This is a genomic window from Aciduricibacillus chroicocephali (assembly GCF_030762805.1).
GTDB classification, from domain to species: Bacteria; Bacillota; Bacilli; order Bacillales; family Amphibacillaceae; genus Aciduricibacillus; species Aciduricibacillus chroicocephali.
The window spans coordinates 312,998-335,876 of the sequence record NZ_CP129113.1; the positions used below are offsets into that span (position 1 = coordinate 312,998).

General features: G+C 40.9%; 23 protein-coding genes, 1 pseudogene, 1 riboswitch and 1 other annotated feature. Of the genes and pseudogenes, 15 read left to right on the top strand and 9 right to left on the bottom strand.

The window, feature by feature from the left end:
* Window positions 1-248: 248 nt before the first annotated feature.
* Entirely contained in the window at window positions 249-1,043 is a 795-nt protein-coding gene (locus QR721_RS01700) for a carbonic anhydrase (protein WP_348028552.1), read from the bottom strand.
* Between the two features lie 243 nt (window positions 1,044-1,286).
* Between QR721_RS01700 and yfkAB the strand changes: the two genes are divergently transcribed.
* Window positions 1,287-2,414, top strand: a complete 1,128-nt coding sequence (gene yfkAB / locus QR721_RS01705) for a radical SAM/CxCxxxxC motif protein YfkAB (protein ID WP_348028554.1) — start codon at window positions 1,287-1,289, stop codon at window positions 2,412-2,414.
* 41 nt (window positions 2,415-2,455) lie between these two features.
* On the opposite strand, the gene QR721_RS01710 is transcribed toward yfkAB, so the two are convergent.
* Both QR721_RS01710 and QR721_RS01715 read right to left on the bottom strand, forming a co-directional pair.
* Window positions 2,456-2,626 (bottom strand): asparagine synthase, encoded by a 171-nt coding sequence (locus QR721_RS01710; protein WP_348028556.1) that lies wholly within the window; start codon window positions 2,624-2,626, stop codon window positions 2,456-2,458.
* Between the two features lie 85 nt (window positions 2,627-2,711).
* Entirely contained in the window at window positions 2,712-3,479 is a 768-nt protein-coding gene (locus QR721_RS01715) for a DUF3891 family protein (RefSeq protein WP_348028558.1), read from the bottom strand.
* A gap of 139 nt (window positions 3,480-3,618) precedes the next feature.
* Window positions 3,619-3,874: a binding site (T-box leader), on the top strand.
* Between the two features lie 69 nt (window positions 3,875-3,943).
* On the opposite strand from QR721_RS01715, the pseudogene QR721_RS01720 reads away from it, so the two are divergent.
* Window positions 3,944-5,068: pseudogene (locus tag QR721_RS01720) on the top strand (2-isopropylmalate synthase); the annotation flags it as partial.
* Between the two features lie 83 nt (window positions 5,069-5,151).
* On the opposite strand, the gene QR721_RS01725 reads toward QR721_RS01720, so the two are convergent.
* The 3 genes from QR721_RS01725 to QR721_RS01735 form a co-directional block, all read right to left on the bottom strand.
* Entirely contained in the window at window positions 5,152-5,778 is a 627-nt protein-coding gene (locus tag QR721_RS01725; RefSeq protein ID WP_348028560.1) for a MarC family protein, read from the bottom strand.
* A gap of 66 nt (window positions 5,779-5,844) precedes the next feature.
* The gene (gene splB / locus QR721_RS01730; RefSeq protein WP_348028562.1) at window positions 5,845-6,873 is read right to left on the bottom strand and encodes a spore photoproduct lyase; all 1,029 of its coding nucleotides are present in this window, start codon (window positions 6,871-6,873) and stop codon (window positions 5,845-5,847) included.
* Window positions 6,866-7,126 carry a transcriptional regulator SplA domain-containing protein gene (locus QR721_RS01735; RefSeq protein ID WP_348028564.1) on the bottom strand — a complete coding sequence of 87 codons (261 nt, stop codon included), beginning with the start codon at window positions 7,124-7,126 and terminating at the stop codon, window positions 6,866-6,868. The genes splB and QR721_RS01735 overlap by 8 nt, the downstream gene beginning before the upstream one ends.
* A gap of 104 nt (window positions 7,127-7,230) precedes the next feature.
* Between QR721_RS01735 and QR721_RS01740 the strand changes: the two genes are divergently transcribed.
* Entirely contained in the window at window positions 7,231-7,635 is a 405-nt protein-coding gene (locus tag QR721_RS01740; protein ID WP_348028566.1) for a VanZ family protein, read from the top strand.
* A 29-nt stretch (window positions 7,636-7,664) separates the two neighbouring features.
* Here the strand turns inward: QR721_RS01740 and QR721_RS01745 are convergent, their stop codons facing one another.
* Window positions 7,665-8,162 (bottom strand): QueT transporter family protein, encoded by a 498-nt coding sequence (locus tag QR721_RS01745; protein ID WP_348028568.1) that lies wholly within the window; start codon window positions 8,160-8,162, stop codon window positions 7,665-7,667.
* An 8-nt stretch (window positions 8,163-8,170) separates the two neighbouring features.
* A riboswitch (PreQ1 riboswitch) is annotated at window positions 8,171-8,215 on the bottom strand.
* A 101-nt stretch (window positions 8,216-8,316) separates the two neighbouring features.
* Between QR721_RS01745 and QR721_RS01750 the strand changes: the two genes are divergently transcribed.
* Entirely contained in the window at window positions 8,317-8,721 is a 405-nt protein-coding gene (locus QR721_RS01750; protein ID WP_348028570.1) for a DUF1259 domain-containing protein, read from the top strand.
* A gap of 51 nt (window positions 8,722-8,772) precedes the next feature.
* On the opposite strand, the gene QR721_RS01755 is transcribed toward QR721_RS01750, so the two are convergent.
* The gene (locus QR721_RS01755) at window positions 8,773-9,636 is read right to left on the bottom strand and encodes an alpha/beta hydrolase (RefSeq protein WP_348028572.1); all 864 of its coding nucleotides are present in this window, start codon (window positions 9,634-9,636) and stop codon (window positions 8,773-8,775) included.
* Window positions 9,637-9,959: 323 nt separating this feature from the next.
* On the opposite strand from QR721_RS01755, the gene QR721_RS01760 reads away from it, so the two are divergent.
* Both QR721_RS01760 and QR721_RS01765 read left to right on the top strand, forming a co-directional pair.
* Window positions 9,960-10,556, top strand: coding sequence for an integrase (locus QR721_RS01760; RefSeq protein WP_348028574.1), 597 nt, complete (start codon window positions 9,960-9,962; stop codon window positions 10,554-10,556).
* A 94-nt stretch (window positions 10,557-10,650) separates the two neighbouring features.
* A complete protein-coding gene (locus QR721_RS01765) occupies window positions 10,651-12,354 on the top strand; it encodes a methyl-accepting chemotaxis protein (protein ID WP_348028576.1) in 1,704 nt (567 codons plus the stop codon).
* Between the two features lie 206 nt (window positions 12,355-12,560).
* On the opposite strand, the gene QR721_RS01770 is transcribed toward QR721_RS01765, so the two are convergent.
* Window positions 12,561-12,800: a YkuS family protein gene (locus tag QR721_RS01770; protein WP_348028578.1), complete on the bottom strand. Its 240-nt coding sequence runs from the start codon at window positions 12,798-12,800 to the stop codon at window positions 12,561-12,563.
* A 274-nt stretch (window positions 12,801-13,074) separates the two neighbouring features.
* Between QR721_RS01770 and uraD the strand changes: the two genes are divergently transcribed.
* The 9 genes from uraD to QR721_RS01815 all read left to right on the top strand — a co-directional run bounded on the left by uraD (window position 13,075) and on the right by QR721_RS01815 (window position 22,737).
* Entirely contained in the window at window positions 13,075-13,578 is a 504-nt protein-coding gene (gene uraD, locus QR721_RS01775; protein ID WP_348028580.1) for a 2-oxo-4-hydroxy-4-carboxy-5-ureidoimidazoline decarboxylase, read from the top strand.
* A 102-nt stretch (window positions 13,579-13,680) separates the two neighbouring features.
* Window positions 13,681-14,616, top strand: a complete 936-nt coding sequence (gene pucL, locus QR721_RS01780; protein WP_348028582.1) for a factor-independent urate hydroxylase — start codon at window positions 13,681-13,683, stop codon at window positions 14,614-14,616.
* Window positions 14,617-14,883: 267 nt separating this feature from the next.
* Window positions 14,884-15,864 (top strand): factor-independent urate hydroxylase, encoded by a 981-nt coding sequence (gene pucL / locus QR721_RS01785; protein ID WP_348028586.1) that lies wholly within the window; start codon window positions 14,884-14,886, stop codon window positions 15,862-15,864.
* A 256-nt stretch (window positions 15,865-16,120) separates the two neighbouring features.
* Complete coding sequence (pucL, locus tag QR721_RS01790; protein WP_348028589.1) at window positions 16,121-17,101, top strand: factor-independent urate hydroxylase; 981 nt, start codon at window positions 16,121-16,123, stop codon at window positions 17,099-17,101.
* Window positions 17,102-17,517: 416 nt separating this feature from the next.
* Window positions 17,518-18,495, top strand: coding sequence for a factor-independent urate hydroxylase (gene pucL / locus QR721_RS01795; protein ID WP_348028591.1), 978 nt, complete (start codon window positions 17,518-17,520; stop codon window positions 18,493-18,495).
* Between the two features lie 362 nt (window positions 18,496-18,857).
* Complete coding sequence (gene pucL / locus QR721_RS01800; RefSeq protein ID WP_348028593.1) at window positions 18,858-19,841, top strand: factor-independent urate hydroxylase; 984 nt, start codon at window positions 18,858-18,860, stop codon at window positions 19,839-19,841.
* 143 nt (window positions 19,842-19,984) lie between these two features.
* A complete protein-coding gene (locus QR721_RS01805; protein ID WP_348028595.1) occupies window positions 19,985-20,425 on the top strand; it encodes a nucleoside deaminase in 441 nt (146 codons plus the stop codon).
* A gap of 313 nt (window positions 20,426-20,738) precedes the next feature.
* Window positions 20,739-21,092, top strand: coding sequence for a hydroxyisourate hydrolase (uraH, locus tag QR721_RS01810; protein ID WP_348028597.1), 354 nt, complete (start codon window positions 20,739-20,741; stop codon window positions 21,090-21,092).
* 298 nt (window positions 21,093-21,390) lie between these two features.
* Entirely contained in the window at window positions 21,391-22,737 is a 1,347-nt protein-coding gene (locus tag QR721_RS01815; protein ID WP_348028599.1) for a nucleobase:cation symporter-2 family protein, read from the top strand.
* The last annotated feature ends 142 nt before the right edge of the window (window positions 22,738-22,879 follow it).

Below are 22,879 nucleotides of genomic sequence, written 5' to 3' on the forward strand. Positions count from 1 at the left end.
TGAAAAAAGTCTAGCAAACGAATCTGGAATATCCACTTTAGAAACTACTGTGTAAAAATGGGGGGAATTCCCTTTTTTTTAAAGGTTCGATTACAATTTGCGGAAGGGTTAATTTCTATAGTCCGGGCGGGTTAGTTGTTGTGCAGGTTTTTTTGTAACGAAGTTAAATGGGAAAGTAAATAAAAAATATTAAATCTCAAAAGGCCTCGTTCATAAATGACGAGACCTGAAGGTTGTTGAAAATACATTTATTTAGCTGTTGAATGTTCCAAAACCGGCCTATCTCCAATTGGCTGAATGTCACGATTGTTGTCATTGTAATAAGTACCGAATTTTTTAATTTGTGCAGCCGAAACTTCTACTGGTTGGTTCAATACATACCACTCTACATTTTCACTTAATGGAGGTGTCGTTAATGAACCTAGATAATGATAATAGTCTTGTTGATTATTTGGCAGCATTTCTGCAATATTAACTTTCTCCGTCTTCTCGACCTTTTTGCCTTTTTTAATGTTTTTCAATATATCTCCAAAAGCTTTGTTTTCTTTACCTTCTTTAAAGAAGACACCGATAACTGCTAGACGACCATTTGTAGATTGATGTACAAAATGGGCTTCTAAAGGAAAATGCTTTCCTTCTAATGTGTGTTCACTTTCAGCGTGAAAATGCACTTGTTTAAAATCGAAAGTGCGTCCGTTAATCTTGGCTGCTCCCTTACCGCCAACTTGTATGCTATGTCCATTATCTTCTATGTAGGATACAACCGGGTCAAACTGTAACTTCAATTTCCCTTGTTCTGTCATTTTTTGCACGGTCTTGGAACGTAAGTCGATGGGAGATTGCATCTTACCTGAATCCATCGGCCACTTTTTCTGTTCTTCATAGTTCCAGTTGTCGTCTTCTTCAATTTTTTTTCCTTTGGCAGTTTCCTCTTTATTTTGCTTTTCTTTCGTTGGTTCAGCAGATCCACATGCAGATACAGTTAACACGGTAGCTAAACAAAGCAAAGCAATAACGCATTTCCGAAAGCTTGATAGAATCATTTGATATTCCTCCTAAGAATTGTTTTCTCGTTCATCTTAGCATAATTTACCAAAACAATTAACTAAAGTTATACAAAAATATGCATAACTATTAATATTTGTTCCTACACAGAAATGCTGCCGGAATTATATGATTTCGACGGTTTTTCTAATTATTTCATAGATTTCTGCATGCATTTCAATCTGATAAACTATTATAGTGAATAGGCATGATTGTGTCTGGTCTAGAAAGGATTTGTTTTAATGCATACTAAAGATAGCTTAGAAGAAATTACTCCAACGTACGACCCTTGGGAAGCTTATATGGATGTTGAAGAGTTTGGAAAGATGACGCTGACGAATGTAGAGTTTACAACGACAACACTTTGCAATATGCGCTGTGCTCACTGTGCAGTAGGATACACGCTACAAATGAAAGATCCGGATGCTTTGCCAATAGAGCTTATGATAAAAAGGCTTAACGAAATCCCTCATTTGCGCACACTCTCTATTACAGGGGGAGAGCCAATGATGTCAAAGAAGTCTGTACGTGAATATGTAGTACCTTTGCTACAATATGCTCATGAGCGCGGTGTGCGGACCCAAATTAATTCAAATCTCACTTTGCCATATAGCCGCTATGAAGAGATTATTCCGTACTTGGATGTCCTTCATATTTCTCATAACTGGGGGACAGAAGAAGAGTTTGCCGAGATTGGTTTTGCACGCATGGAAAAGAAGCCTACGGAAGAAAACAGGAAGAAATTCTTTGAGCGGATGGTGGAAAACTCACAGCGACTTTCTGCAGAAGGTGTGATGGTCTCTGCTGAAACAATGCTTAATCGGCGTACTTTCCCGTACTTGGAGAAAATACATCGGCACGTATTGGAAATGGGGTGCAGACGGCATGAAATCCATCCAATGTATCCGGTAGATTTCGCCAGCGCTCTTGAAACGTTAAGTTTGGAAGACATGAGGACAGCCATCACACGTCTGCTTGATGAAAGAGATGAATCGACATGGATGCTTTTTGGTACCTTGCCTTTTTATCCTTGCAGTGGTGCTTCTGAAGATCTTTCTTTGCTGCAGCGTCTGTATAAAGAGAAAAATGTTACAGTTCGCAATGACCCTGATGGCCGTTCACGATTAAATGTAAATATTTTTAATGGAGATATCATCGTCACAGATTTTGGTGATGATGGACCGGCGCTTGGCAATATTCAGGATACGAAGCTTCAGACTGCCTATGAACGGTGGATGGATTCTGCTACAGCCAAGTCAATTAACTGTCATTGTCCGGCAGTCAAATGTCTTGGGCCGAATATTCTGGTGAAAAATACATATTATCAGGATACTGATTTTACAAAACGAAAATCCAATCTTTCATTATAATGAAAAAATCCCTGCACAATACTGTACAGGGATTTTTCTTACTATCTGTGCTGAATAAGATCGATGACTCCTAGGACTACATGCCCCAGCCCAAAGCCGACAAGTGTATCAGCGACCATATGGTTTGAATCGTCTTTCTGCTTCATCAGATAGCCTGTTGCGGTAACAGCTGAACCTAGTGCAGTCGGGATGACACCTTCACGAATAATCATGATTGAACCACTCCACTTCCCGGTTATTTGTTATATTGCAACATGAATAGCTTGCACAAAAAAATAACATTCATACACCTGGGTTTTATTCAACAAAAGAGGCGTGTATGTTCTTGGGTTCAGTTTCCAAATAGCTCTTAATTAGACCTTTTTTTCTAATCAAATCTTTTGGTAAGATGCGTTGCCTTAGTGCGAAAGGTGTTTCTGTCTTAAAGGGGAAAGGTGACAACTTGACCTTGTTATCATCAATCCATTCCAAATTGAATTTATTATGATCAAGTATTTTTAAGTCACCAGGAATTGGAATGCCATCTTTGAACAAAGGATGTTCCTCTTCTTTACTTGTTCCTGGTTCATTCAGACAAACAAATAGTGAAAAATTGTCACATATAGCTAACAGGGCATAATGATATTCGAATAATTCCGCAACGAATCCTTCAATTTCTTTAGCGAGACGTTCACGCCGTTCTAGCTCATTATTGATAAATGTCTTCGCTTCCTCATACTCGGAGTCTCCAATTACAAGATGAGAGTAATGCCTGCTCGCAAGCATGCCTGCATACGGGTTCAAATTTTCGAGCTCATCAATACCGTTCTTATAAAAAACAAGTTTCGGAATGGAAGGGAAATCCATGAAATTGTAGGGTGCGTTTGTTTCATCGTTCCAAAATGGCATTTTGTCGAATTCTTTCCATCCAAAATCGTGGTTTGTAATAGCATATCGGATAGCGTCGGTGAATTGATCACCCCGCAGTAATTCATCCTTCCAATTGGCAAAACAGTCCCCGGAAATGACTGAGTGATCTGCTTGCTCAATCATAACGTATTCGTTTTCACGTTCTCTAATAATCATGAATCAATGCCTCCTAGCAGAAATCCTATTGCCTTATATTACCCGTAACAATGATTTACTAAAGGTGATTGACTAAATAAATTAGAATCTATTGACAATTCGTTTTCCTTCGGTTAGGATTGTAAACAATATTCAGAAGTCAACGGCTGTGACAAGGACCAGGCTGGAGCTTACGATCTTACAGAGACAATACGGTGCTGAGAGTATTGGATCGCCTCCTGCCAACTCCCCTTGTAGCCGGTTTCCTGAAATTTTAAGTAAGGAAACCCGCACACCCTGCGTTATGAGGGTATTAATGAAGACTCTTCGCTGATTATGTCCTTATTTGGATTTATTCATGTACAGAGTGAATTAGGGTGGTACCGCGTCAGAAGCAAACTCCTGTCGCCCCTTGCTTATTTGCAAGTGGCGACAGGAGTTTGCTTTTTTGTCTGTCATAAAAAATATAGAGAGGGGATGGCAATATGAGAAAAGTGGATATTTTTGAAACAACTTTACGTGATGGCGAGCAATCACCGGGGGTTCATTTGACACTGGAAGAGAAAGTGGAGATTGCGAAGCAGCTGGAGAATCTTGGTGTTGACCGGATAGAAGCAGGGTTTCCAATTGCGTCACCTGGAGAAGTGAAAAATGTGCAGGCCATTGCAAGAGCAGTTCGCAATACGAGCATTGCTGCCTTGTCAAGGGCCCGCCAGAAGGATATTGATGCTGCGCTTGAAGCATTGCAAGGTGCTGCAACACCTTGCTTGCATATTGTTCTTGCGACATCACCAATACATCGCAAATATAAACTAAAGATGTCCAAAGCGCAAGTTGTCGAAGCCGCTGTGGATGCAATCCGCTATGGAAAACGAAAATGCACAGAGCTTGAGTTTTCTCTTGAAGATGCAAGCCGTACGGAGCCTGAATTTATGTACGAAGTGGTGGAAGAGGCGATAAAAGCTGGAGCAACAGTAATTAACTTGCCAGACACTGTTGGATTTGCCACTCCAGAAACGTTTGGCGACATGTTCCGTGGAGTGAGAGAACATGTTCCTGCGGCAGATCGTATTAAATTAAGTACGCACTGTCATAACGACTTGGGCATGGCTACAGCAAATACTCTTGCTGCTATACGTGGAGGAGTCGACCAGATTGAAGGAACAATCAATGGCATTGGCGAACGTGCGGGCAATACAGCAATAGAAGAAGTTGCACTTGCTTTGGCCACAAGGCCTGATGTGTATGGGGCAGAGACAAATATAAATTTTGAAGAAATTTACCGTACAAGCGCAATGGTACGTGAGATGACCGGGGTTGTCGTCCAGCCGAATAAGGCAATTGTCGGCTCAAATGCTTTTGCTCATGAATCTGGGATTCACCAGGACGGAATGCTTAAGAATCCAGCAACATATGAAATCATTCGACCAGAGACAATTGGTGCACCTGGGACTTCCATGGTATTAGGGAAACACTCCGGTCGACATGCATTGAACAAAAAGTTGGAGCAGCTCGGGTGTGAAGTCGGTGAGGAACAGCTTGCTCGCATCTTTGAAAACTTTAAAAAGGAAATTGATAAGAAGAAGCATTTGACTGATGAAGAGTTGAGGGATTTGGCTGTTTATGGAACACCATGGTTCGCTTAATAAAAAAGGGATGCTCACGTGTTTGTAACGTGAGCATCCTTCTTACGTTAATGGAACATTGTTGGAAATAGTCCGTGAATACCTTCTGCAATCATTTGAATTGCCATGACGGCAAGTATAAGACCCATAAGGCGGGAAATGACATTCAAACCGCTCTTGCCAAGACGCTTCAAGATGATACTGGAGTAACTGAACAAAATGAATGTCGCGGCCAATATAATTGTATAGCTGATAAAAATGCCAAACATTGCACTTGGAGTGTTTGCTGAATGAGACATCACAGTAGCGATCGTCCCAGGACCAGCAATAATTGGGAGTGCGAGCGGTGTGACCGAGATATCATCTTTTTGCTGGGCTTCTGCACGTTCATCACCATGAGGGTGCTGAGCACCTGTTGGCTTTGCGTGAAGTAGGCCATAGGCAATTCCGAAAATGAGTATGCCGCCTGCAATTCTGAAAGCATGAATTGTAATTCCGAATGTTGAGAAAATAATTTTGCCGACAAGCAGGAATACAGTCAGGATAATGAGTGAGATAAAGGTAGCCTTGCGCGCAGCAGCTTTTCTCTCTTTATCTGTATAATCACTTGTCAGTGAGATGAAAATTGGAATATTCCCGAGCGGGTTCATGACCGCAAAAAGGGAAACTGTCAATTTAATGATTAATCCGATCATGGGCAACACCTGTCTTTGTTTTTTGTTAGAAGTGTTCCCGGCATGCCGAAAAGAAAACCATTCATATTACGTGAAGTACTCAATACGAGCTTCGGGGAAGAGCTTATTGATATAACCGCCAAGTGTATCTTTAATATCCTCCTGCTGATCATCCTGGTATACATATTTGCCAATCCCATAACGTCCCCATTTCCACTTGCGCTTAGTTTCGTCAAGCTCAAGCTTCGTCATCGGGTAGTTCTCCTGTATAACACGCTTAGCAGGTTTTGTGAAACGATGTTGGATCATTTCAAACGTAAGGTCCTTACGGGCAAAGGCAGGGAGTTCAGCTTCAAGACGTTCGAACATTTCCTTATATCCTTCTTGCCAGCCATCATGCAAATAAATCGGTGCGACTATGAAGCCGAGCGGATAGCCTGCCTCTGCAACTTTTACCGCAGCTTCAATTCTTTCCTTCAAACGAGAAGTTCCCGGTTCAAAATATTTGATGATGTAGTCATCGTTGATGCTGAAGCGGAAACGGGTACGACCTTTATGCTCTGCATCAAGCAAGTGGTCGACATGAGCGAACTTCGTCACAAAACGAAGCTGGCCGTATTTAGATTTCCCGAAATGTTCAATAGCGTGCTTCAATGTATGTGTTAGATGATCTACACCGACGATGTCAGAAGTACAAGATGCCTCAAAGCGAGTCATTTCAGGAGCGCGCTCCTCCATATACTGATCTGCCGCATCGAAGATCTCTTCGACATTTACATATGTACGAATATATGGCTTGGAGCCCATTGTTGTCTGGAGGTAGCAATAATGGCAATGTCCCATGCAGCCAGTTGCGAAAGGGATTGCATACTCTGCGGATGGTTTGGATGTATCGAATTTCAATGTCTTTCTTAAACCTATGACTAAGGTCGATTTTGCCATGCGATATTTCTGGAAGTGATTATCACCGGGCAGATTGCGAATTTGATTATGGGATGTTGTCTGTCGAATTTCGATACCCATATCGGTGAATTTATTGACCAGTTTTTTCCCGAGCGGGTATTCAAGTGCTTTTGGCTCTACATAGACGAGCTGGGGGACGAATGGCTTAACCATAGAAATCCTCCCTGTCCTCGGCAAGGCCAAACGCGTCCTGGTATGCAGCTTCAGCTTCGGCTTCTGTCGGATAAATCGCGAATTCGTCAGTCAGTGGATAATACGTTTCGTATAGAAACAGTGCGAGGCCGTCCGGATTACTTGGATCTTGAACAACAGCAGCGTGTTGAACATTTGCGACATCCTGGGCGTGGGGATTCCGAATAATGCAATAAACGATATCTCCCGGATTGTATTGTTCATGGATGGACATATCTTCACCTTGCTTTCATTATGATACTCTTAAGCATTGCCGGATTGTCTGCTTTTCATAACAGTGTTGAGTTTGTATAATGAAAGGATGAAAGCGGGGGGAACATGAAGAGAATCTTATTTATCATCGCGGCCATCGCTATTTGCGTCGGAATTTTCCTTGTGACAAAGTCGCCTGCTGCGACTGGCGGAAATACATATGAGTGGATTGCCCATAAGCTTCCTGTCACAGCAGATCAAGTCCCTTGGGTGAACTATTTCTTCAGGAAGGGGATGCATTTGCTCTCTTTCAGCTCACTTGCAGTCCTGCTAGCGCTGTTCCTGCCGAAGCGGCCATATCTTTTTGCATGGCTCTTTGTAACTGCATATGCAGCAACAGATGAGTGGCATCAGCTTCATGTGCCGGGACGGACGGGGTCTATAGCGGATGTAATGCTTGACTCTTGCGGAGCCTTGATTGGACTTGGGTTACTTTACTTAATTAAGAGGAAAAGAGGCATCCGCCATTAAGACGGATGCCTCTTTTCGAATTATAACAACTATATAAGGTCCTTGAAGTGAAGACGCTTGTCCAACGCATACATAATTGGAATGCCGATTGCCATAACGATGAATTCCCCTGCCGCGAGAATACCCCAAAGTGGCATGAAAGCATCATTTGCAACGTTATGCATATTGACAAGAACGATTTCCCAGGCAATGATGACCATTGTAGCTGTGAAAATTAGTGTATTCACAGTCATCAGTTGCAGTTTGTTCTTAATGAAAAGACCTATGAGCATTGTAAGAGCTAGAGCGATAATGGATTGGCCCACTCCAAAGAAAAGGTCCAGTACACCGTTCGGCGAAAATAGATTCGTGATGAAAACACCGATGACTATACCATAGAAGTATTTATTATTATAGACAATGAGCAAGTTAAGCATTTCTGGAATCCTTAACTGTACAGGCCCATATGCAAGTGGTTGAATCATAAAAGAAACGGCAATATAAAGAGCTGCGAGCAGTCCATTTGCAACAAGTGTTCTAGTATTCATTTGAATTTCTCTCCTTAGTTTTTTATCGTGGGATGGTTTCGAACCACGTTTGTGCAACTCTCATATTATATAGAGGACTGGAAAGAAAGGCAATATGAACATGATGGGGTTGCCTGCGTATTGTAATTACAGAATGCAATATGGAGGGATGAATTTGGACCACTCATCAATTTGCAGGAAGTTCGGTGAAGTCTTCGGAGCGAAAGCGAAGTATGAAAAAGGTGTTTGTATGGTTCAATTGGTACGGAATTTTGATGTTCATTTAATGGGAAAGAAAAGCAATTCGGCAAAGGGAAACGCAGTGTTTTTTGAATCATTGGATGAGAAGGGGGATGCACTTAATCTCTCTGAAACGGTTATCGAGGAGCGGGAGTTGCCAGCTTTTACTCAGGCAATAACTAAACAAGGGCTGATCATTGGTGCTATACACAATCATTGGATTTATGACAATCCAAAACTTATGTATGTTCATGTTCAATCTGTTGAACCGCCACTTAAGTTTGCAAGAAAAATGGCATATGCTTTTTCTAAACTTGCAAGCAAGCCGATGCCAAAATGATTAGAACCGGCGTGCTTTTCGCTTTTCATTAGGCATACCGGTTCATTCAATCTATAGATGCATCTTTAGAAAATCAAGCACTTCAATGAATGTTTCTTTAACTTCTGGCTTGTCCATCTCAAGGTCGAATTGATGGGCGCCATCTGGAATTGTAATCAAACTGCTGTCAACGCCGAGTTCTTGAAGTTTCTCATTCATGTTAACTGATTCGGAATACGGTACATCGTCATCAGCATCTCCATGCAGGAGCAGTGTAGGCGGGTAAGAAGTATCTGCAAGATCTATTGGACAGTATTGTTTCAAGCGATTCATTTCAAGAATTGGGCTCATACCGGTCACGTAGTCGAGCCATTTGCCTTGTTGCCGGCAGAATAGATAGATGCCATAGCGCTTTTCTATCGGAGCCTCCGAAATTGGTTGATTTCCAATTAATTGGCGAGCAAGAGGTTCGGGGACCTTTTTGTCCTTATTGAAATAACGGCTTGGCATACGGTACCAGCCACCAAGAATATTGCCGTAGCCATAGAATGAAATAATCGCTTTCGGCTTTACGGGAAACGTGCCGCTTAGTAAAGAAAGGTAGCCACCTGCAGAACTGCCGATTACAGCAACGCGTTCACGGTCGTAGTTCATTTCAGCCGGAGCATCTTCTTGAACCCAACGCATACAGTCGGCAAGATCTGTTGCAATTTCTGGCAACTTTGTTTCGGGAGCAAGTCGATAATTGATCGAGAATACATTATATCCGGCTTCATTATATAGATGAAGTTGTTCATTATTCAGATCTTTCTTTGATCCCCAAATTAGTCCGCCTCCATGAATATATATGAGGAGTGGGGCATTTTTTGATCTGGCAGGATAAAAGTCTCCAGTAATTTCAAAACCGGAGTTCGTCTTATAAGTAAATGTTTCCATATTATAATAGACCCCTTTTAATAATCATTAAGATACCAATAATATTGTTGATAAGTATAATTATACAGGTAATTTAATGACTTCACAAAAAGTCCAAAAATCCTTTAAGCCTTTACTTATAGCCAGTCGGAAAAGGATAAAGACGGAAAGTTCATGTTTTAATAAAAAAGACTGTTGTCAAAACAAGGTTTAAACACATATAATACCGTTATTAAGAAATATGACACTATATCACTTTCGATCTACTATAATATCCCCTAATACCACATCTACCCGTCATTTTTCCAATTCAAACTAATTTATTGAAGAAAGAATGATGATAGTTGAGTAAAAGAATTGAAAAAAAGAGAATCCGAAAGCTTATCGAAAATACTATTAAGACAGTTCAAATGAAAGTTCCAACAGGGATACAGAGAACGGGCGTTAACATGAGCTATGATTATATTGAGGATCGTGTTTATGTTGATTGCGAACGCGTTACCAAGGCGCATTCAGAAATGAAAGCCCCTGTACTTCTTGAGGAATATATAAAAACACTTACTATTCATGAGCTCGGCCACGCGATAGATCGTGATTCGCTGTTGTCCTCCATGAACAGAATGATTGAGATTGCCAAGCTGAAGAGAAAACATGCTTTTATTGAACGGCGCGAAAAGCTTGAACTTTTTTCCGTTGATATTGAAGCTCATGAAATGGACATTGAATTCGAAAAAACGGCTTGGAACAATGCACGCCTATTAAATAAGAAGTATCACGTTGTAAGTGAGGAAGTTTTTGATCAGATTGAGGCTCACAGTATGTCCAGCTACATGAATTTTTACGAGAAGGATCTAATTACGTATAAGAGACTTGTCGCTGCAGAAAGAATGAAAGAAAGACCAATAGAAACAATTGAAATAACAGGGCAAATTCCAGTATGAAGCATATGCATCTTACTGGAATTTGCTTTTTTTCTACATCTTTTTCAGAAATTGACGATAATAGTAAAAACAATGTAAATAAGGAGGAAAATCTTTGGGTAAGTCTGTTGGTAAGAAACTTGGTATTATATTTGCTGTTTTCATGATTGTCATTTTACTGATCAGCGTTGTCGGAATCATCAGCACATATAAGCTGAACAGCAACGCCAGGGAAATGAGCGAGAAAGTGTTGCCAAAACTTCAGCTTGCAGAGAATCTGGAAAAGAAAGCAAGTGACATGCTATCTCTTGTACAGCGTCATATTCTCTCAAAAGATGCTGAATTTGAACAGAAGTACGAGGCACAGATTGATGAAACGGTAAATGATTTGGATAAAACTTTTACAGATTATAGCAGACTCGTTTCAACTGATAAAGAAAGAACATTGCTTCAGGATGCTGAGAAATCGTGGAATGAGTATCAGAATCAAATTGGTTCTATAATTGAAAAAAGCCGTGCTGATAATGACAAGCTGGCAATAGAGCAGAACTATGATGCAGCAGTACTACTTGATAATCTGGAAGCATCCGTAGGAGAATTGAGCAAACTTCATCAGAAAGATACTGATGATGCAGCTGCCGAAGGGGATGCTATTTATAGAATAGTACTATGGATACTAGGTGTGAGTGCAATTGTCGGTCTTAGCATAGCGATCATTATGACACGTTTCCTCCGCAATACGATTCAAAAGCCGATCGTTATCCTATCTGACAGATTTCAAAGTATGGCACAGGGCGACCTTTCTGTTGAACCGGTTAAGATTGTTACAAAAGATGAAATTGGCAATTTAGGTGAGCATTTTAACTATATGCTTGATCGGTGGAGATATCTGATTCATTCCTTGCATGTTCATATCGAAACAGTTGCCTCAACATCAGTTGAACTTACTACAAGCGCTGAAGAAACAAGCAAAGCGGCAGAGCAAATTGCTGAGTCGATATCCTCTGTCTCGGAAGACGCATCCGAACAGATGACGAGTGCACGGACGAGTCATTCCATTATTGAAGATATCGCAAAAGGGATGGAGCAGACTGCCTCTTCCATACATTCCGTATCAGAACTGTCCAATTCAGCGACGGAGTTCACCAATACTGGTAAAAAACTTATGGACGACACGATTGAAAAGATGTCCGAAGTTCAGCATTCAACTGAAACGACATCTAGCGTTGTACATTCGCTAAGCAGCAAGTCACAAGAAATCAGCACAATCGTCTCGCTGATTACGAATATTGCCAACCAGACGAATCTCCTTGCACTAAATGCATCCATTGAAGCAGCAAGAGCGGGAGAGCAAGGCAAAGGCTTTGCAGTTGTAGCCGGGGAAGTCGGAAAACTTGCTGAAGAGTCCGGAAAAGCAGCTCATCACATTAGTGAATTGATTGAATCAATTCAAAAAGAAGTTGAGGAAGCTATAGATGCAATGGATATTTCCAAAGGCTTCGTTGATGAAGGACTAACACTAATGAAGGAATCTGGTGAGCGATTCTTTGAGATATCGGGGAAAGTAGATACAGTATCTGAAGAAGCGGGAGAAATATCTACTATTGCAGTACAAATTAACAATAGTACGCAAAATGTTAAACAGCTTGTGGATGAGTTTGTTAAAATGTCTGAAAACACAGATGAACAAGCACAGTCTGTTGCAGCGGCTGTTGAAGAACAGAATGCAACAATGCATGAAATGGCCTCTGGATCCGCCAAATTGCAATCCATGTCTGAAGAATTAAAGAATCTAATCGACGAATTTAAGCTCGATTAATACAAAAAACCCCGAACTTCTACAGAAGTCGGGGTTTTTCACATGTTGTTCATAAAGTTGCTCACATCTTATTAACAAGCTGTGTACTGATATATAAGGTCTAAAGTAAGTTATCAACATTATCCACAGACATATCAACAATTTTCCACACTTTTATGAACATTCACTCTGGATATATGGCTATTGTGGATATTTTTTTGTATGAATTAGTTGAAACGACTCAGACGCTGTTCGACTTCATTCACAACATCGTCGACAGATTTCCCGTGAGCGATTACAAACGGCACTTCTGAATCTCCTTCATCAAACTCATTCATATGACGGACGACACCGAGGTCCACATTTTTAATTTCATTATTATCAATGAACATTTTTACTTCATGACCCTTTTCCTCAAGGGCTTTCTGAATATCATCGAACGGTTCTTCAACAGCGATTTTAGCCATTTCACATACCTCCTATAAGTTTTGTGCACAGTTATTCTTCCCTTTTTGTGCGGAAAAAAACATCAGCTTTTCAAGTGTAAATTTTTAAAGAGTGGGAACATTATTTATGTGTGAGTGCTGCATTCCACCTTTTGTTGAGAGAAGAGCAGAAAATGCATTCTTTCAAATTTTGTTATACAATAGATAGGTAATGTTGCGAATTGCCGGAATAAAGTTCGGCCCAGCATTAAAAATCTATTGTAAAGCATCGGCTTTGAAAGGGTGGAGTTTAGGAATGGCATACACTTTGGAAGAATTGAATCAGAAAGATCAGCAAGGATTCGTTGATGCAATCGGCTCAATTTGGGAGCACTCTCCTTGGGTTTCAGAACAAGCTTGGGGCAAGCGTCCATTCTCTTCTGTAGATGAGTTGTTCAACGCAATGGAAACAGAAGTAGATGAAGCTCCGATGCAGAAGAAACTTGATCTATTGAACGCTCACCCAGACTTGGGTGGTAGAGTAAAAATGACAGACGAATCTGTGCAGGAACAAAAAGGTGCAGGCCTTGACCAGTTGTCTCCGGAAGAGCATGCAGAGTTCCTTGATTTGAATAAGCAGTACACAGAAAAGTTCGGCTTCCCGTTCATCATTGCAGTTAAAGGACACAACAAAGATAGCATCAAAGCTGCTATGCAAGAGCGTGTCAAAAATGACCGTGACACTGAACTAGAAACTGCACTGAAGGAAATCTACAAAATAGCTCGTTTCCGTTTGGACGATCTGGTTGAAGCTGCATAAGCAAATTTATTTGCAAAAAATCCATAATCCCTGATTTCAGAGAGTATGGATTTTTTATATGCAAACCGGTATTGCCGGAAAACAATCAGGAGGTTGATCATCATGTCAAACAGCAAACGCCCAATTCAGCATTATGGTAAGAAAGATGTGTTCGTATATCGCACTTATGCGAAACCGCTCACTGTAGATAAGATTCCGGAATCTGATTTTACAAAGAGAAACAACACACTGCTTGGAATTGACATTCAAGTAGCTTTACACGGTGAAGCTTTCTTAAAGAACTATACTGATGGCGACAACACAGATCTTATTGCAACAGACTCGATGAGAAACTTTATTGAATTGCATGCGGCAAAACTTGAGTATTCAACTATTGATGGCTTTCTTACAGAAGTGGCGAAACGCTTCCTTGAAAAGTATCCGCAGATTGAGCAGGTGGATATGGCCGGCCAATCAGTGAACTTTGGTGAAGTAGCGGTTGATCAAAACGGGACGATTAAGGATAGCGGAATTATTTTCCGTCCGGTGAAGACCGAACGCCCACGTGCCGCAGTTTCTGTAGTGCGTAAAGGTAGCGGAACAGAGATCATCAACTATACTTCAGGTATTCAGGACATTCATATGATGAAAATTACAGGAAACTCCTTCTATGGCTTTGTACAAGATGAGTATACTCGTCTTCCTGAGAAGAAAGACCGTAACTTGTTCATCTATGTTGATATGGACTGGACGTATAATAACCCAGAAGATGGAGCAGTTGAAGGATCAGCCAAATATGTACCAGCTGAACAAGTTCGTGATATTGCAGCGAAGATTTTCTTCGAGCTGCAAAACAACTCAATTCAGCATCTTGTTTATCATATTGGCCTAAAGGTGCTGGAACGATTCCCTCAATTGAAAGATGTAAGCTTCTTTACGAACAACCGTACTTGGACAGAAGTTGCGGATGCAGAGCAAGGTAAAGGTAAAGTATATACTGAACCTACACTTCCGTATGGATTCCAGGCGTTCACAGTTACACGTGATGATTTGAAGTAATTGCGTGTGAAGCAGCATTCCTTTAAAGGAATGCTGCTTTTTTTTGTGCAAACTAAACAAAAGCTTGTGCAAAATGCATGTATGATACAAGTTTTTTGGCCAGATTAGACAAGGCTTTATATATTTTTTGTGTTTAAGTTCAATGACACTTATTTCTGGCAGTTATAAAATGTAACTACATTGATCCGACAGACTTCGACAAAATTCTTGGAGCCCAGCCGAACCGATGTAAATACTATAATTTATTTACAATAGGGGGATAACATAATGCCAAGCACAGCTAATTTGCACGGCCAGATTACAGGTAACGCTTCTTCAGCTAAGCGCCCAACAATGCACTACGGTAAGAAGGACGTATTCGTATATCGCACATACGCAAAACCATTGAAAGCAAACAAGCAGATTCCTGAGTCCAACTTCCAGGAAAGAAAGAACGTTCTTTTCGGAGTGGACGTACAAGTTGCATTGCACGGTGAAGCTTTCCTAAAGAACTATACAGAAGGCGACAATACTGATCTTGTTGCAACTGACTCAATGAGAAACTTCATCGAGCTTTCAGGTGGTAAAATCGAGTACTCTACAATTGATGGTTTTCTTTTCGAAACTGCTAAAGGTTTCTTGAAGCAATGGCCACAAATCGAGCAGGTTGATCTTGCAGGCCAGTCTGTAGAATTTGATGATGTTGCTGTAGAAAAGGACGGCAAGATTGAGAACAGCGGTATCATGTTCCGCCCACGTCATACTGAGCGCCCACGTGCATCTGTTTCTGTTCGCCGCAATGGTGATGATTTCGAAATCGTAAACCATATTTCTGGTATTACTGACATTCACTTGATGAAAATCACAGGAAGTGCTTTCAAAGGCTTCGTTCAGGATGAATACACTCAGCTTCCTGAAAAAGAAGACCGTAACCTATTCATCTATGTTGACATCGACTGGACTTACAACAACCCTGAAGACGGTGCGAACCTTGACACGTCCAACTACGTGCCGGCTGAGCAGATCCGAGACATCGCGGCTACTGTCTTCCATGAGTTGAAAAACAACTCTATCCAGCACTTGGTTTACCATATTGGTCTTCGCATCCTTGAGCGCTTCCCACAGCTTAAAGATGTAACTTACTATACTAACAACCGTACACTTAAAGAAGTATCAGATACTGTTGATGGAAAAGGCATGGTTTACACTGAGCCAACTCTTCCATACGGCTTCCAGGCATTCACAGTTACACGCGATGATTTGAAGTAATTGCGTGTGAAGCAGCATTCCTTTAAAAGGAATGCTGTTTTTTTGTGCAAAGTGTATAAGCCATAGTACATTGTGAACAACTTTCAGATATTTTATGGACAACCTGTACAAAGGTGTTTAGATAATTTGTTACTAGTTACAGTGACAGGGGGATTCGACAGATATAGAATAAAAGTACATTAGCTCGACGGACTTCGCAAAAGAGGCCATGCCGAACCAATGAAACCATTATATTTATAATTAGGGGGATTTCATCATGCCAAGCACTTCTTCATTGCACGGCCAAGTAACAGGAAACGCGTCTTCTACAGACCGCCCAACAATGCACTACGGTAAGAAGGACGTATTCGTATACCGTACATACGCAAAACCATTGACAGTTAACAAGCAAATCCCTGAATCTAACTTCCAGGAAAGAAAAAATACACTTTTCGGTGTAGACGTACAAGTTGCGTTGCACGGTGAAGGATTCCTTAAAAACTACACAGACGGTGACAACTCTACATGTGTTGCTACAGACACAATGAGAAACTTCATCGAGCTTTCTGGTGGTAAAATCGAATACTCTACAATCGATGGTTTCCTTGCTGAAACTGCTAAAGGTTTCTTGAAGCAGTGGCCACACATCGAACAGGTTGACCTTGCTGGCCAGTCTGTAGAATTTGATGATGTACCAGTTGAAAAGAACGGCAAAATCGAAAACAGCGGCATCATGTTCCGCCCACGTAAAACTGAGCGTCCACGTGCATCTGTTTCTGTTCGCCGCAATGGTGACGATTTCGAAATCGTAAACCACATTTCTGGTATCACTGATGTTCACTTGATGAAGATCACTGGAAGCTCATTCAAAGGCTTCATTCAGGACGAGTACACAAAACTTCCTGAAAAAGAAGATCGTAACCTATTCATCTATGTTGATATCGACTGGACTTACAACAACCCTGAAGACGGTGCAAGCCTTGATACTTCAAACTACGTACCTGCTGAGCAGATCCGTGACATCGCTGCTACAATCTTCCATGAGTTGAACGACCAGTCTATCCAGCACTTGGTTTACCAAATCGGTCTTCGCATCCTTGAGCGTTTCCCGCAGCTTAAAGATGTAAGCTACTACACTAACAACCGTACACTTAGCGAAGTTGCGCCAACTGATGATGGCAAAGGTAAAGTATACACTGAGCCAACACTTCCATACGGCTTCCAGGCGTTCACAGTTACTCGTGACGACCTTAAGTAATTTGATTTATAAAAAGCATATAATCTCCGAACATTCGGAGATTATATGCTTTTTTGCGCTTTAGTTAATAGTATTAAAAAAGAATAGGCTAGGAATCAACATTTGAAAAAAGTAAAACTAAATATATGAACAGAATTAGAAGAAGATAGGATTTTAATTGTTTAATGTGTAGTTAATGAAGAAGTCATCTGTGTTTGTATATTATGCACATATATTCAGATATTTTAAACAAATAGCCTTAAAGTCCTGTACAATATGGCTAATGAAACTTGTGCAATTTGTATAAATGAAATGATGACGCATAAATCCCCGTCGCTTATTATATATTTAACAACAGGTTAGACGTTCTTCAAAAGAGGAACCGGCAACTTAGAAATTATAACCATTTTAAACATATAATTAGGGGGATTTTTATTATGCCAAGTACAGCTTCTTTGCACGGTCAAGCAACAGGAAACGCATCTACAACGAATCGTCCAACAATGCATTATGGTAAGAAGGACGTTTTCGTATATCGCACATATGCAAAACCATTGAAGGCAAACAAACAGATTCCTGAGTCCAACTTCCAGGAAAGAAAGAACGTTCTTTTCGGAGTGGACGTGCAAGTTGCGCTACATGGCCAGGAATTCCTTAAAAACTATACAGACGGTGACAACTCTACATGTGTTGCGACTGACTCCATGAGAAACTTCATCGAGCTTTCAGGCGGCAAGATCGAGTTCTCAACAATCGACGGTTTCCTCGTTGAAACGGCTAAAGGCTTCTTGAAGCAGTGGCCACATATCGAACAGGTTGACCTTGCTGGCCAGTCTGTAGAATTCGATGATGTACCAGTTGAAAAGAACGGCGTCATCGAGAACAGCGGCATCATGTTCCGCCCACGCAAGACTGAGCGCCCACGTGCATCAGTATCTGTTCGCCGCAACGGTGACAACTTCGAGGTCGTGAACCATGTATCCGGTATTACAGATGTTCACTTGATGAAGATCACTGGAAGCTCCTTCAAGGACTTCATCCAGGATGAGTACACGAAGCTTCCTGAAAAAGAAGACCGTAACCTATTCATCTATGTTGATATCGACTGGACTTACAACAACCCTGAAGACGGTGCGAACCTTGACACGTCCAACTACGTGCCGGCTGAGCAGATCCGTGACATCGCGGCTACAGTCTTCCACGAGTTGAACGACCAGTCCATCCAGCATCTTGTATACGTAATCGGTCAGCGCATCCTTGAGCGTTTCCCACAGCTTAAAGATGTAAGCTACTACACAAACAACCGTACGCTTAGCGAAGTTGCTGAAGCATCCAACGGACAGGGCAAAGTATACACTGAGCCAACACTTCCATACGGTTTCCAGGCGTTCACAGTTACTCGTGACGATCTCTAAAATAGAAATAACGAAAAACGCCGACCTCCGATGTACGGAGGTCGGCGTTTTTTATTGGAAATAAACAGATTAAATTAATTAAATGTCATATTTTGCAAACGTCTTGTAAACGACAAAAAATATTTATAAAAGAATAATTGTACAGTTTGCATATAAGGTTGTATATGTTTAACAAAAGTCGAAAGTTGACTATACAATTTGTACAAATTGAATTGTAAGAATTGTTATTTGGTGATGATGACTCAAGCTCAACCTATCTAGTATTATGTAGTTACATCAAGTTGAGAGTTCTTCCAAGTAAGAACCAGCAACTTAGACCTTTTTGATTCTAAATTAACTACTCAATTAGGGGGATTTTTATTATGCCAAGCACAGCTTCTTTGCACGGTCAAGTAACAGGAAACGCGTCTTCTACAGACCGCCCAACAATGCACTACGGTAAGAAAGATGTATTCGTATACCGTACATATGCAAAACCTTTGAAAGCTAACAAGCAGATCCCTGAATCTAACTTCCAGGAAAGAAAAAATACACTTTTCGGTGTGGACGTACAAGTTGCGTTGCACGGTGAAGCATTCCTTAAAAACTACACAGACGGTGACAACTCTACATGTGTTGCTACAGACACAATGAGAAACTACATCGAACTATCTGGTGGTAAAATCGAATATTCTACAATCGATGGTTTCCTAGTTGAAACTGCTAAAGGTTTCTTGAAGCAGTGGCCACACATCGAGCAGGTTGACCTTGCTGGCCAGTCTGTAGAATTTGATGATGTACCAGTTGAAAAGAACGGCAAAATCGAAAACAGCGGCATCATGTTCCGCCCACGCAAAACTGAGCGCCCACGTGCATCTGTTTCTGTTCGCCGCAACGGTGACAATTTTGAAATCGTAAACCATGTATCTGGTATTACTGATATCCACTTGATGAAGATCACTGGAAGCTCATTCAAAGGCTTCATTCAGGACGAGTACACAAAACTTCCTGAAAAAGAAGATCGTAACCTATTCATCTATGTTGATATCGACTGGACTTACAACAACTTCGAAGACGGTGCGAACCTTGATACTTCAAACTACGTACCTGCTGAGCAGATCCGTGACATCGCGGCAACTGTTTTCCATGAGTTGAACGACCAGTCTATCCAGCACTTGGTTTACCAGATCGGTCTACGCATCCTTGAGCGTTTCCCACAGCTTAAAGATGTAAGCTACTACACTAACAACCGTACGCTCAGCGAAGTTGCACCTGCTGACAACGGAAAAGGTAAAGTATACACTGAGCCAACACTTCCATACGGCTTCCAGGCGTTCACAGTTACTCGTGACGACCTTAAGAAGTAATAATTAGATGAATCCCAAGAACATCTTCCCAATCCAATTTGGGAAGATGTTCTTTTATATTCAAGTCAATATATAAAAGAAGATAAAAGTCTTTGAAGTATTATTATATTATGGAATCATGAATAAAAAGGGGAGAATTTCATATGAACCAATTTATGAAAAGGGCATTGGAATTGGCAGCTCTTAATGCTCGAGATGGCGGGCAACCTTATGGAGCTGTTATCGTTAAAGAGAATAAAATTGTAGCAGAAGGAGTGAATACACTCCACAAAATATATGATATAAGTGGACATGCGGAATTGTTGGCAATGCGTAAACTTCAGGAAGAAATCCAAACGAATGATTTATCAGCTTACACAATGTACGCGAGTGGAGAGCCTTGCAAGATGTGCCAAAGTGCTATGTATCTAGCCGGATTACGCGATATTTATTACTCGCAATCAATGGAGGATGCGCTGGATCATGGTTTTCCAGAAGAAGATTGTCTAACTTATGATAAATTGAGAGAATTAGCTGCTCATATGAAAAGAATTCCCTTAGAAGAAGGGCAAGAAGATCCTATGGTAGTATGGGAAAATATATAAGCAATTAATTGTGCACATTGCATAATATTATGTACAATGTAAATAAAAGATGTCATATTTTTGTCAAAATCGACAATATGTTTTGTCTCTTTTTGTCTGAATTTACTAGTGACGGCTCGTCATAGGTAAGTTATTATAATATTACCAAATTAATTGAAAACGCTATCATCCTTACCAATACTGGTAGTAGGTGCTGGCGGCTTGATAGAAGTAGCAGCTTTTAGTAGAATGAACATTGGGAGTACTGAAGTTTCAGTAAAATCTTCAACCCCCAACATCTGCCAAAGGGCATACATAAAAGGAGTGATAGTCAATGAGCTTGAGCACACACGTATTGAACGCTGCAAACGGTATTCCGGCTGAAGGTGTGAAGATTGAACTTCACAGCATTGATGAGAGTGGTAACCGCAGCCTAATCAAAGAAGTAGTTACAAATGATGATGGTCGTGTAGATCAGCCAATCTTGTCAGCTGATGAGTCGAAGAAAGGCACATATGAACTTGTTTTCCATATTGGAGACTATTTCCGTGGCCGTGGAGAGAAACTTCCTGAGCCTGCGTTCATCGATGTAGTACCTTTGCGTTTCGGTATTTCAGATCCTGAAAAGCATTACCATGTACCACTTTTGGCTTCTCCTTGGACATACAGCACTTACCGCGGAAGCTGATTGCTGATTCAGTCTAATGTTTTTTAATGATTTAAGGGCATCTTACTTGTGAAGAAAAGGGTAACCTGTCCACTTCCGAAGAAGATGCCTTTTTTTCGCCCTTTCGCTGTCGAAAAATGCACTAATAGATAATTTTTTGTCGAAAATAACGTATTCTCTCTTGCTAAAACAAAAGGAAAGCGTTATCATTTTTTTAAGTCATAATTAAAGCGTTTACATTTTTGAAAGTTCAGGGCGTTTAAGCACTTGCAGCTGATAAATCTGAAAAAAATCTTTTACTACTATGGGGGGTTTCACCATGAGCAAAGTTGATGAAAAACTTGGCTTTGGCCAATCTACTATTCTTGGGTTCCAACACGTAGCAGTCATGTATGGCGGAGCGGTAGTTGTTCCAATCTTAATCGGTTCAGCAGTTGGGCTGACTAAGGAACAGCTTGTATTCCTAATTTCATATGACTTATTAACTTGTGGTATTGCTACTTTAATCCAAGCACTCGGTATTGGGAAGTTGTTCGGTATTAAATTGCCTGCATTAATGGCCATTTCCTTTGTTGTTGTAGGACCGGCAATATCGATAGGTAAGCTTTACGGTATACAAGGTATATTTGGAGCTGTTATTGTTTCAGGTTTAATTGTAACCCTTTTATCTCAGTTCGCTACGAAACTAGTTAAGTATTTCCCGCCAATTGTCACAGGTAGTGTTGTTCTGATCATCGGTGTAACCCTGATGCCAGTTGCAATGGCAAATGCAGCAGGTGGTAACGGTGCTGCTGACTTTGGTAGTGGAAAGAACCTTGGAGTGGCAGCGTTTACATTCGTTGCATTCCTCCTATTGAATCACTTTGGTAAAGGTTTCATGAAAAACGTTGCAGTTCTTATTGCACTAGTTGCAGGTACAGTATTTGCTTCGTTCTTCGGCATGGTTGACCCGACAGTTGTAAAAGATGCTGCATGGTTCACAGCAGTTAAACCATTCCACTTTGGTTTCCCGACATTCCATTTGTCAGCGATTCTGACAATGACTTTAATTGGTATTATTATTATGGTTGAGAGTACAGGTGTATTCTTCGCTCTCGGTGAAGTTGCAGATAGGAAAGTAACTGGAGAAGATGTTAAGAGAGGTTTGCGTGCTGAAGGTATTGCAGCTGTATTCAGTGGTATGTTCAACTCATTCAACCATTCAACATTCTCTCAAAACGTTGGACTTGTATTGCTTACAAAGGTAGTAAGTCGCTATGTAGTCGCTACTGGTGGTGTTATTTTGATCATCATCGGTCTTGTGCCTAAAATTGCAGCCGTAACAACGATGATTCCATCTGCTGTACTTGGTGGAGCTATGGTGCCAATGTTCGGTATGCTCTTGTCAGCAGCAATTCGGATGATTATGAAAGATGATCTTTCTAAGGCGTCCAACCAGCTTGTTATTGGTGTTGGTGTTGGTGTTGGACTTGCATGCGCAGGAGCTCCAGAAGCATTCAAGAACTTCAGTGATACTGGAAAGCTTCTTCTTGAAAGTGGTCCGGTTATGGGGGCAGCAGCAACCTTCCTATTGAACTGGTGGTTGAATGGTCCAAGTGATCACGCTGAGATTAAAGAAGAAAATGTAACTTTGCAAAATACTCAAACGGCTGAACATTCTGCTTAATTTCTAGAAATATGCCGATTTAAATGACCGGAAGTTAGGGAGGCATTCTCCCGGGCTTCCGGTCATATGTTTATTAAACAACTAAATTTTCGAGAATCTATTGGAAGGTTCATTTAATAATAAAACTATCAATTGAGCGTAA

Excerpts from the sequence above, each read along its gene's own strand:
- QR721_RS01700 (WP_348028552.1), bottom strand. The coding sequence starts at position 1,043 with ATGATTCTATCAAGCTTTCGGAAATGCGTTATTGCTTTGCTTTGTTTA.
- yfkAB (WP_348028554.1), top strand. The coding sequence starts at position 1,287 with ATGCATACTAAAGATAGCTTAGAAGAAATTACTCCAACGTACGACCCT.
- QR721_RS01710 (WP_348028556.1), bottom strand. The coding sequence starts at position 2,626 with ATGATTATTCGTGAAGGTGTCATCCCGACTGCACTAGGTTCAGCTGTT.
- QR721_RS01715 (WP_348028558.1), bottom strand. The coding sequence starts at position 3,479 with ATGATTATTAGAGAACGTGAAAACGAATACGTTATGATTGAGCAAGCA.
- QR721_RS01725 (WP_348028560.1), bottom strand. The coding sequence starts at position 5,778 with ATGATCGGATTAATCATTAAATTGACAGTTTCCCTTTTTGCGGTCATG.
- splB (WP_348028562.1), bottom strand. The coding sequence starts at position 6,873 with ATGGTTAAGCCATTCGTCCCCCAGCTCGTCTATGTAGAGCCAAAAGCA.
- QR721_RS01735 (WP_348028564.1), bottom strand. The coding sequence starts at position 7,126 with ATGTCCATCCATGAACAATACAATCCGGGAGATATCGTTTATTGCATT.
- QR721_RS01740 (WP_348028566.1), top strand. The coding sequence starts at position 7,231 with ATGAAGAGAATCTTATTTATCATCGCGGCCATCGCTATTTGCGTCGGA.
- QR721_RS01745 (WP_348028568.1), bottom strand. The coding sequence starts at position 8,162 with ATGAATACTAGAACACTTGTTGCAAATGGACTGCTCGCAGCTCTTTAT.
- QR721_RS01755 (WP_348028572.1), bottom strand. The coding sequence starts at position 9,636 with ATGGAAACATTTACTTATAAGACGAACTCCGGTTTTGAAATTACTGGA.
- QR721_RS01770 (WP_348028578.1), bottom strand. The coding sequence starts at position 12,800 with ATGGCTAAAATCGCTGTTGAAGAACCGTTCGATGATATTCAGAAAGCC.
- uraD (WP_348028580.1), top strand. The coding sequence starts at position 13,075 with ATGGCATACACTTTGGAAGAATTGAATCAGAAAGATCAGCAAGGATTC.
- pucL (WP_348028582.1), top strand. The coding sequence starts at position 13,681 with ATGTCAAACAGCAAACGCCCAATTCAGCATTATGGTAAGAAAGATGTG.
- pucL (WP_348028586.1), top strand. The coding sequence starts at position 14,884 with ATGCCAAGCACAGCTAATTTGCACGGCCAGATTACAGGTAACGCTTCT.
- pucL (WP_348028589.1), top strand. The coding sequence starts at position 16,121 with ATGCCAAGCACTTCTTCATTGCACGGCCAAGTAACAGGAAACGCGTCT.
- pucL (WP_348028591.1), top strand. The coding sequence starts at position 17,518 with ATGCCAAGTACAGCTTCTTTGCACGGTCAAGCAACAGGAAACGCATCT.
- pucL (WP_348028593.1), top strand. The coding sequence starts at position 18,858 with ATGCCAAGCACAGCTTCTTTGCACGGTCAAGTAACAGGAAACGCGTCT.
- QR721_RS01805 (WP_348028595.1), top strand. The coding sequence starts at position 19,985 with ATGAACCAATTTATGAAAAGGGCATTGGAATTGGCAGCTCTTAATGCT.
- uraH (WP_348028597.1), top strand. The coding sequence starts at position 20,739 with ATGAGCTTGAGCACACACGTATTGAACGCTGCAAACGGTATTCCGGCT.
- QR721_RS01815 (WP_348028599.1), top strand. The coding sequence starts at position 21,391 with ATGAGCAAAGTTGATGAAAAACTTGGCTTTGGCCAATCTACTATTCTT.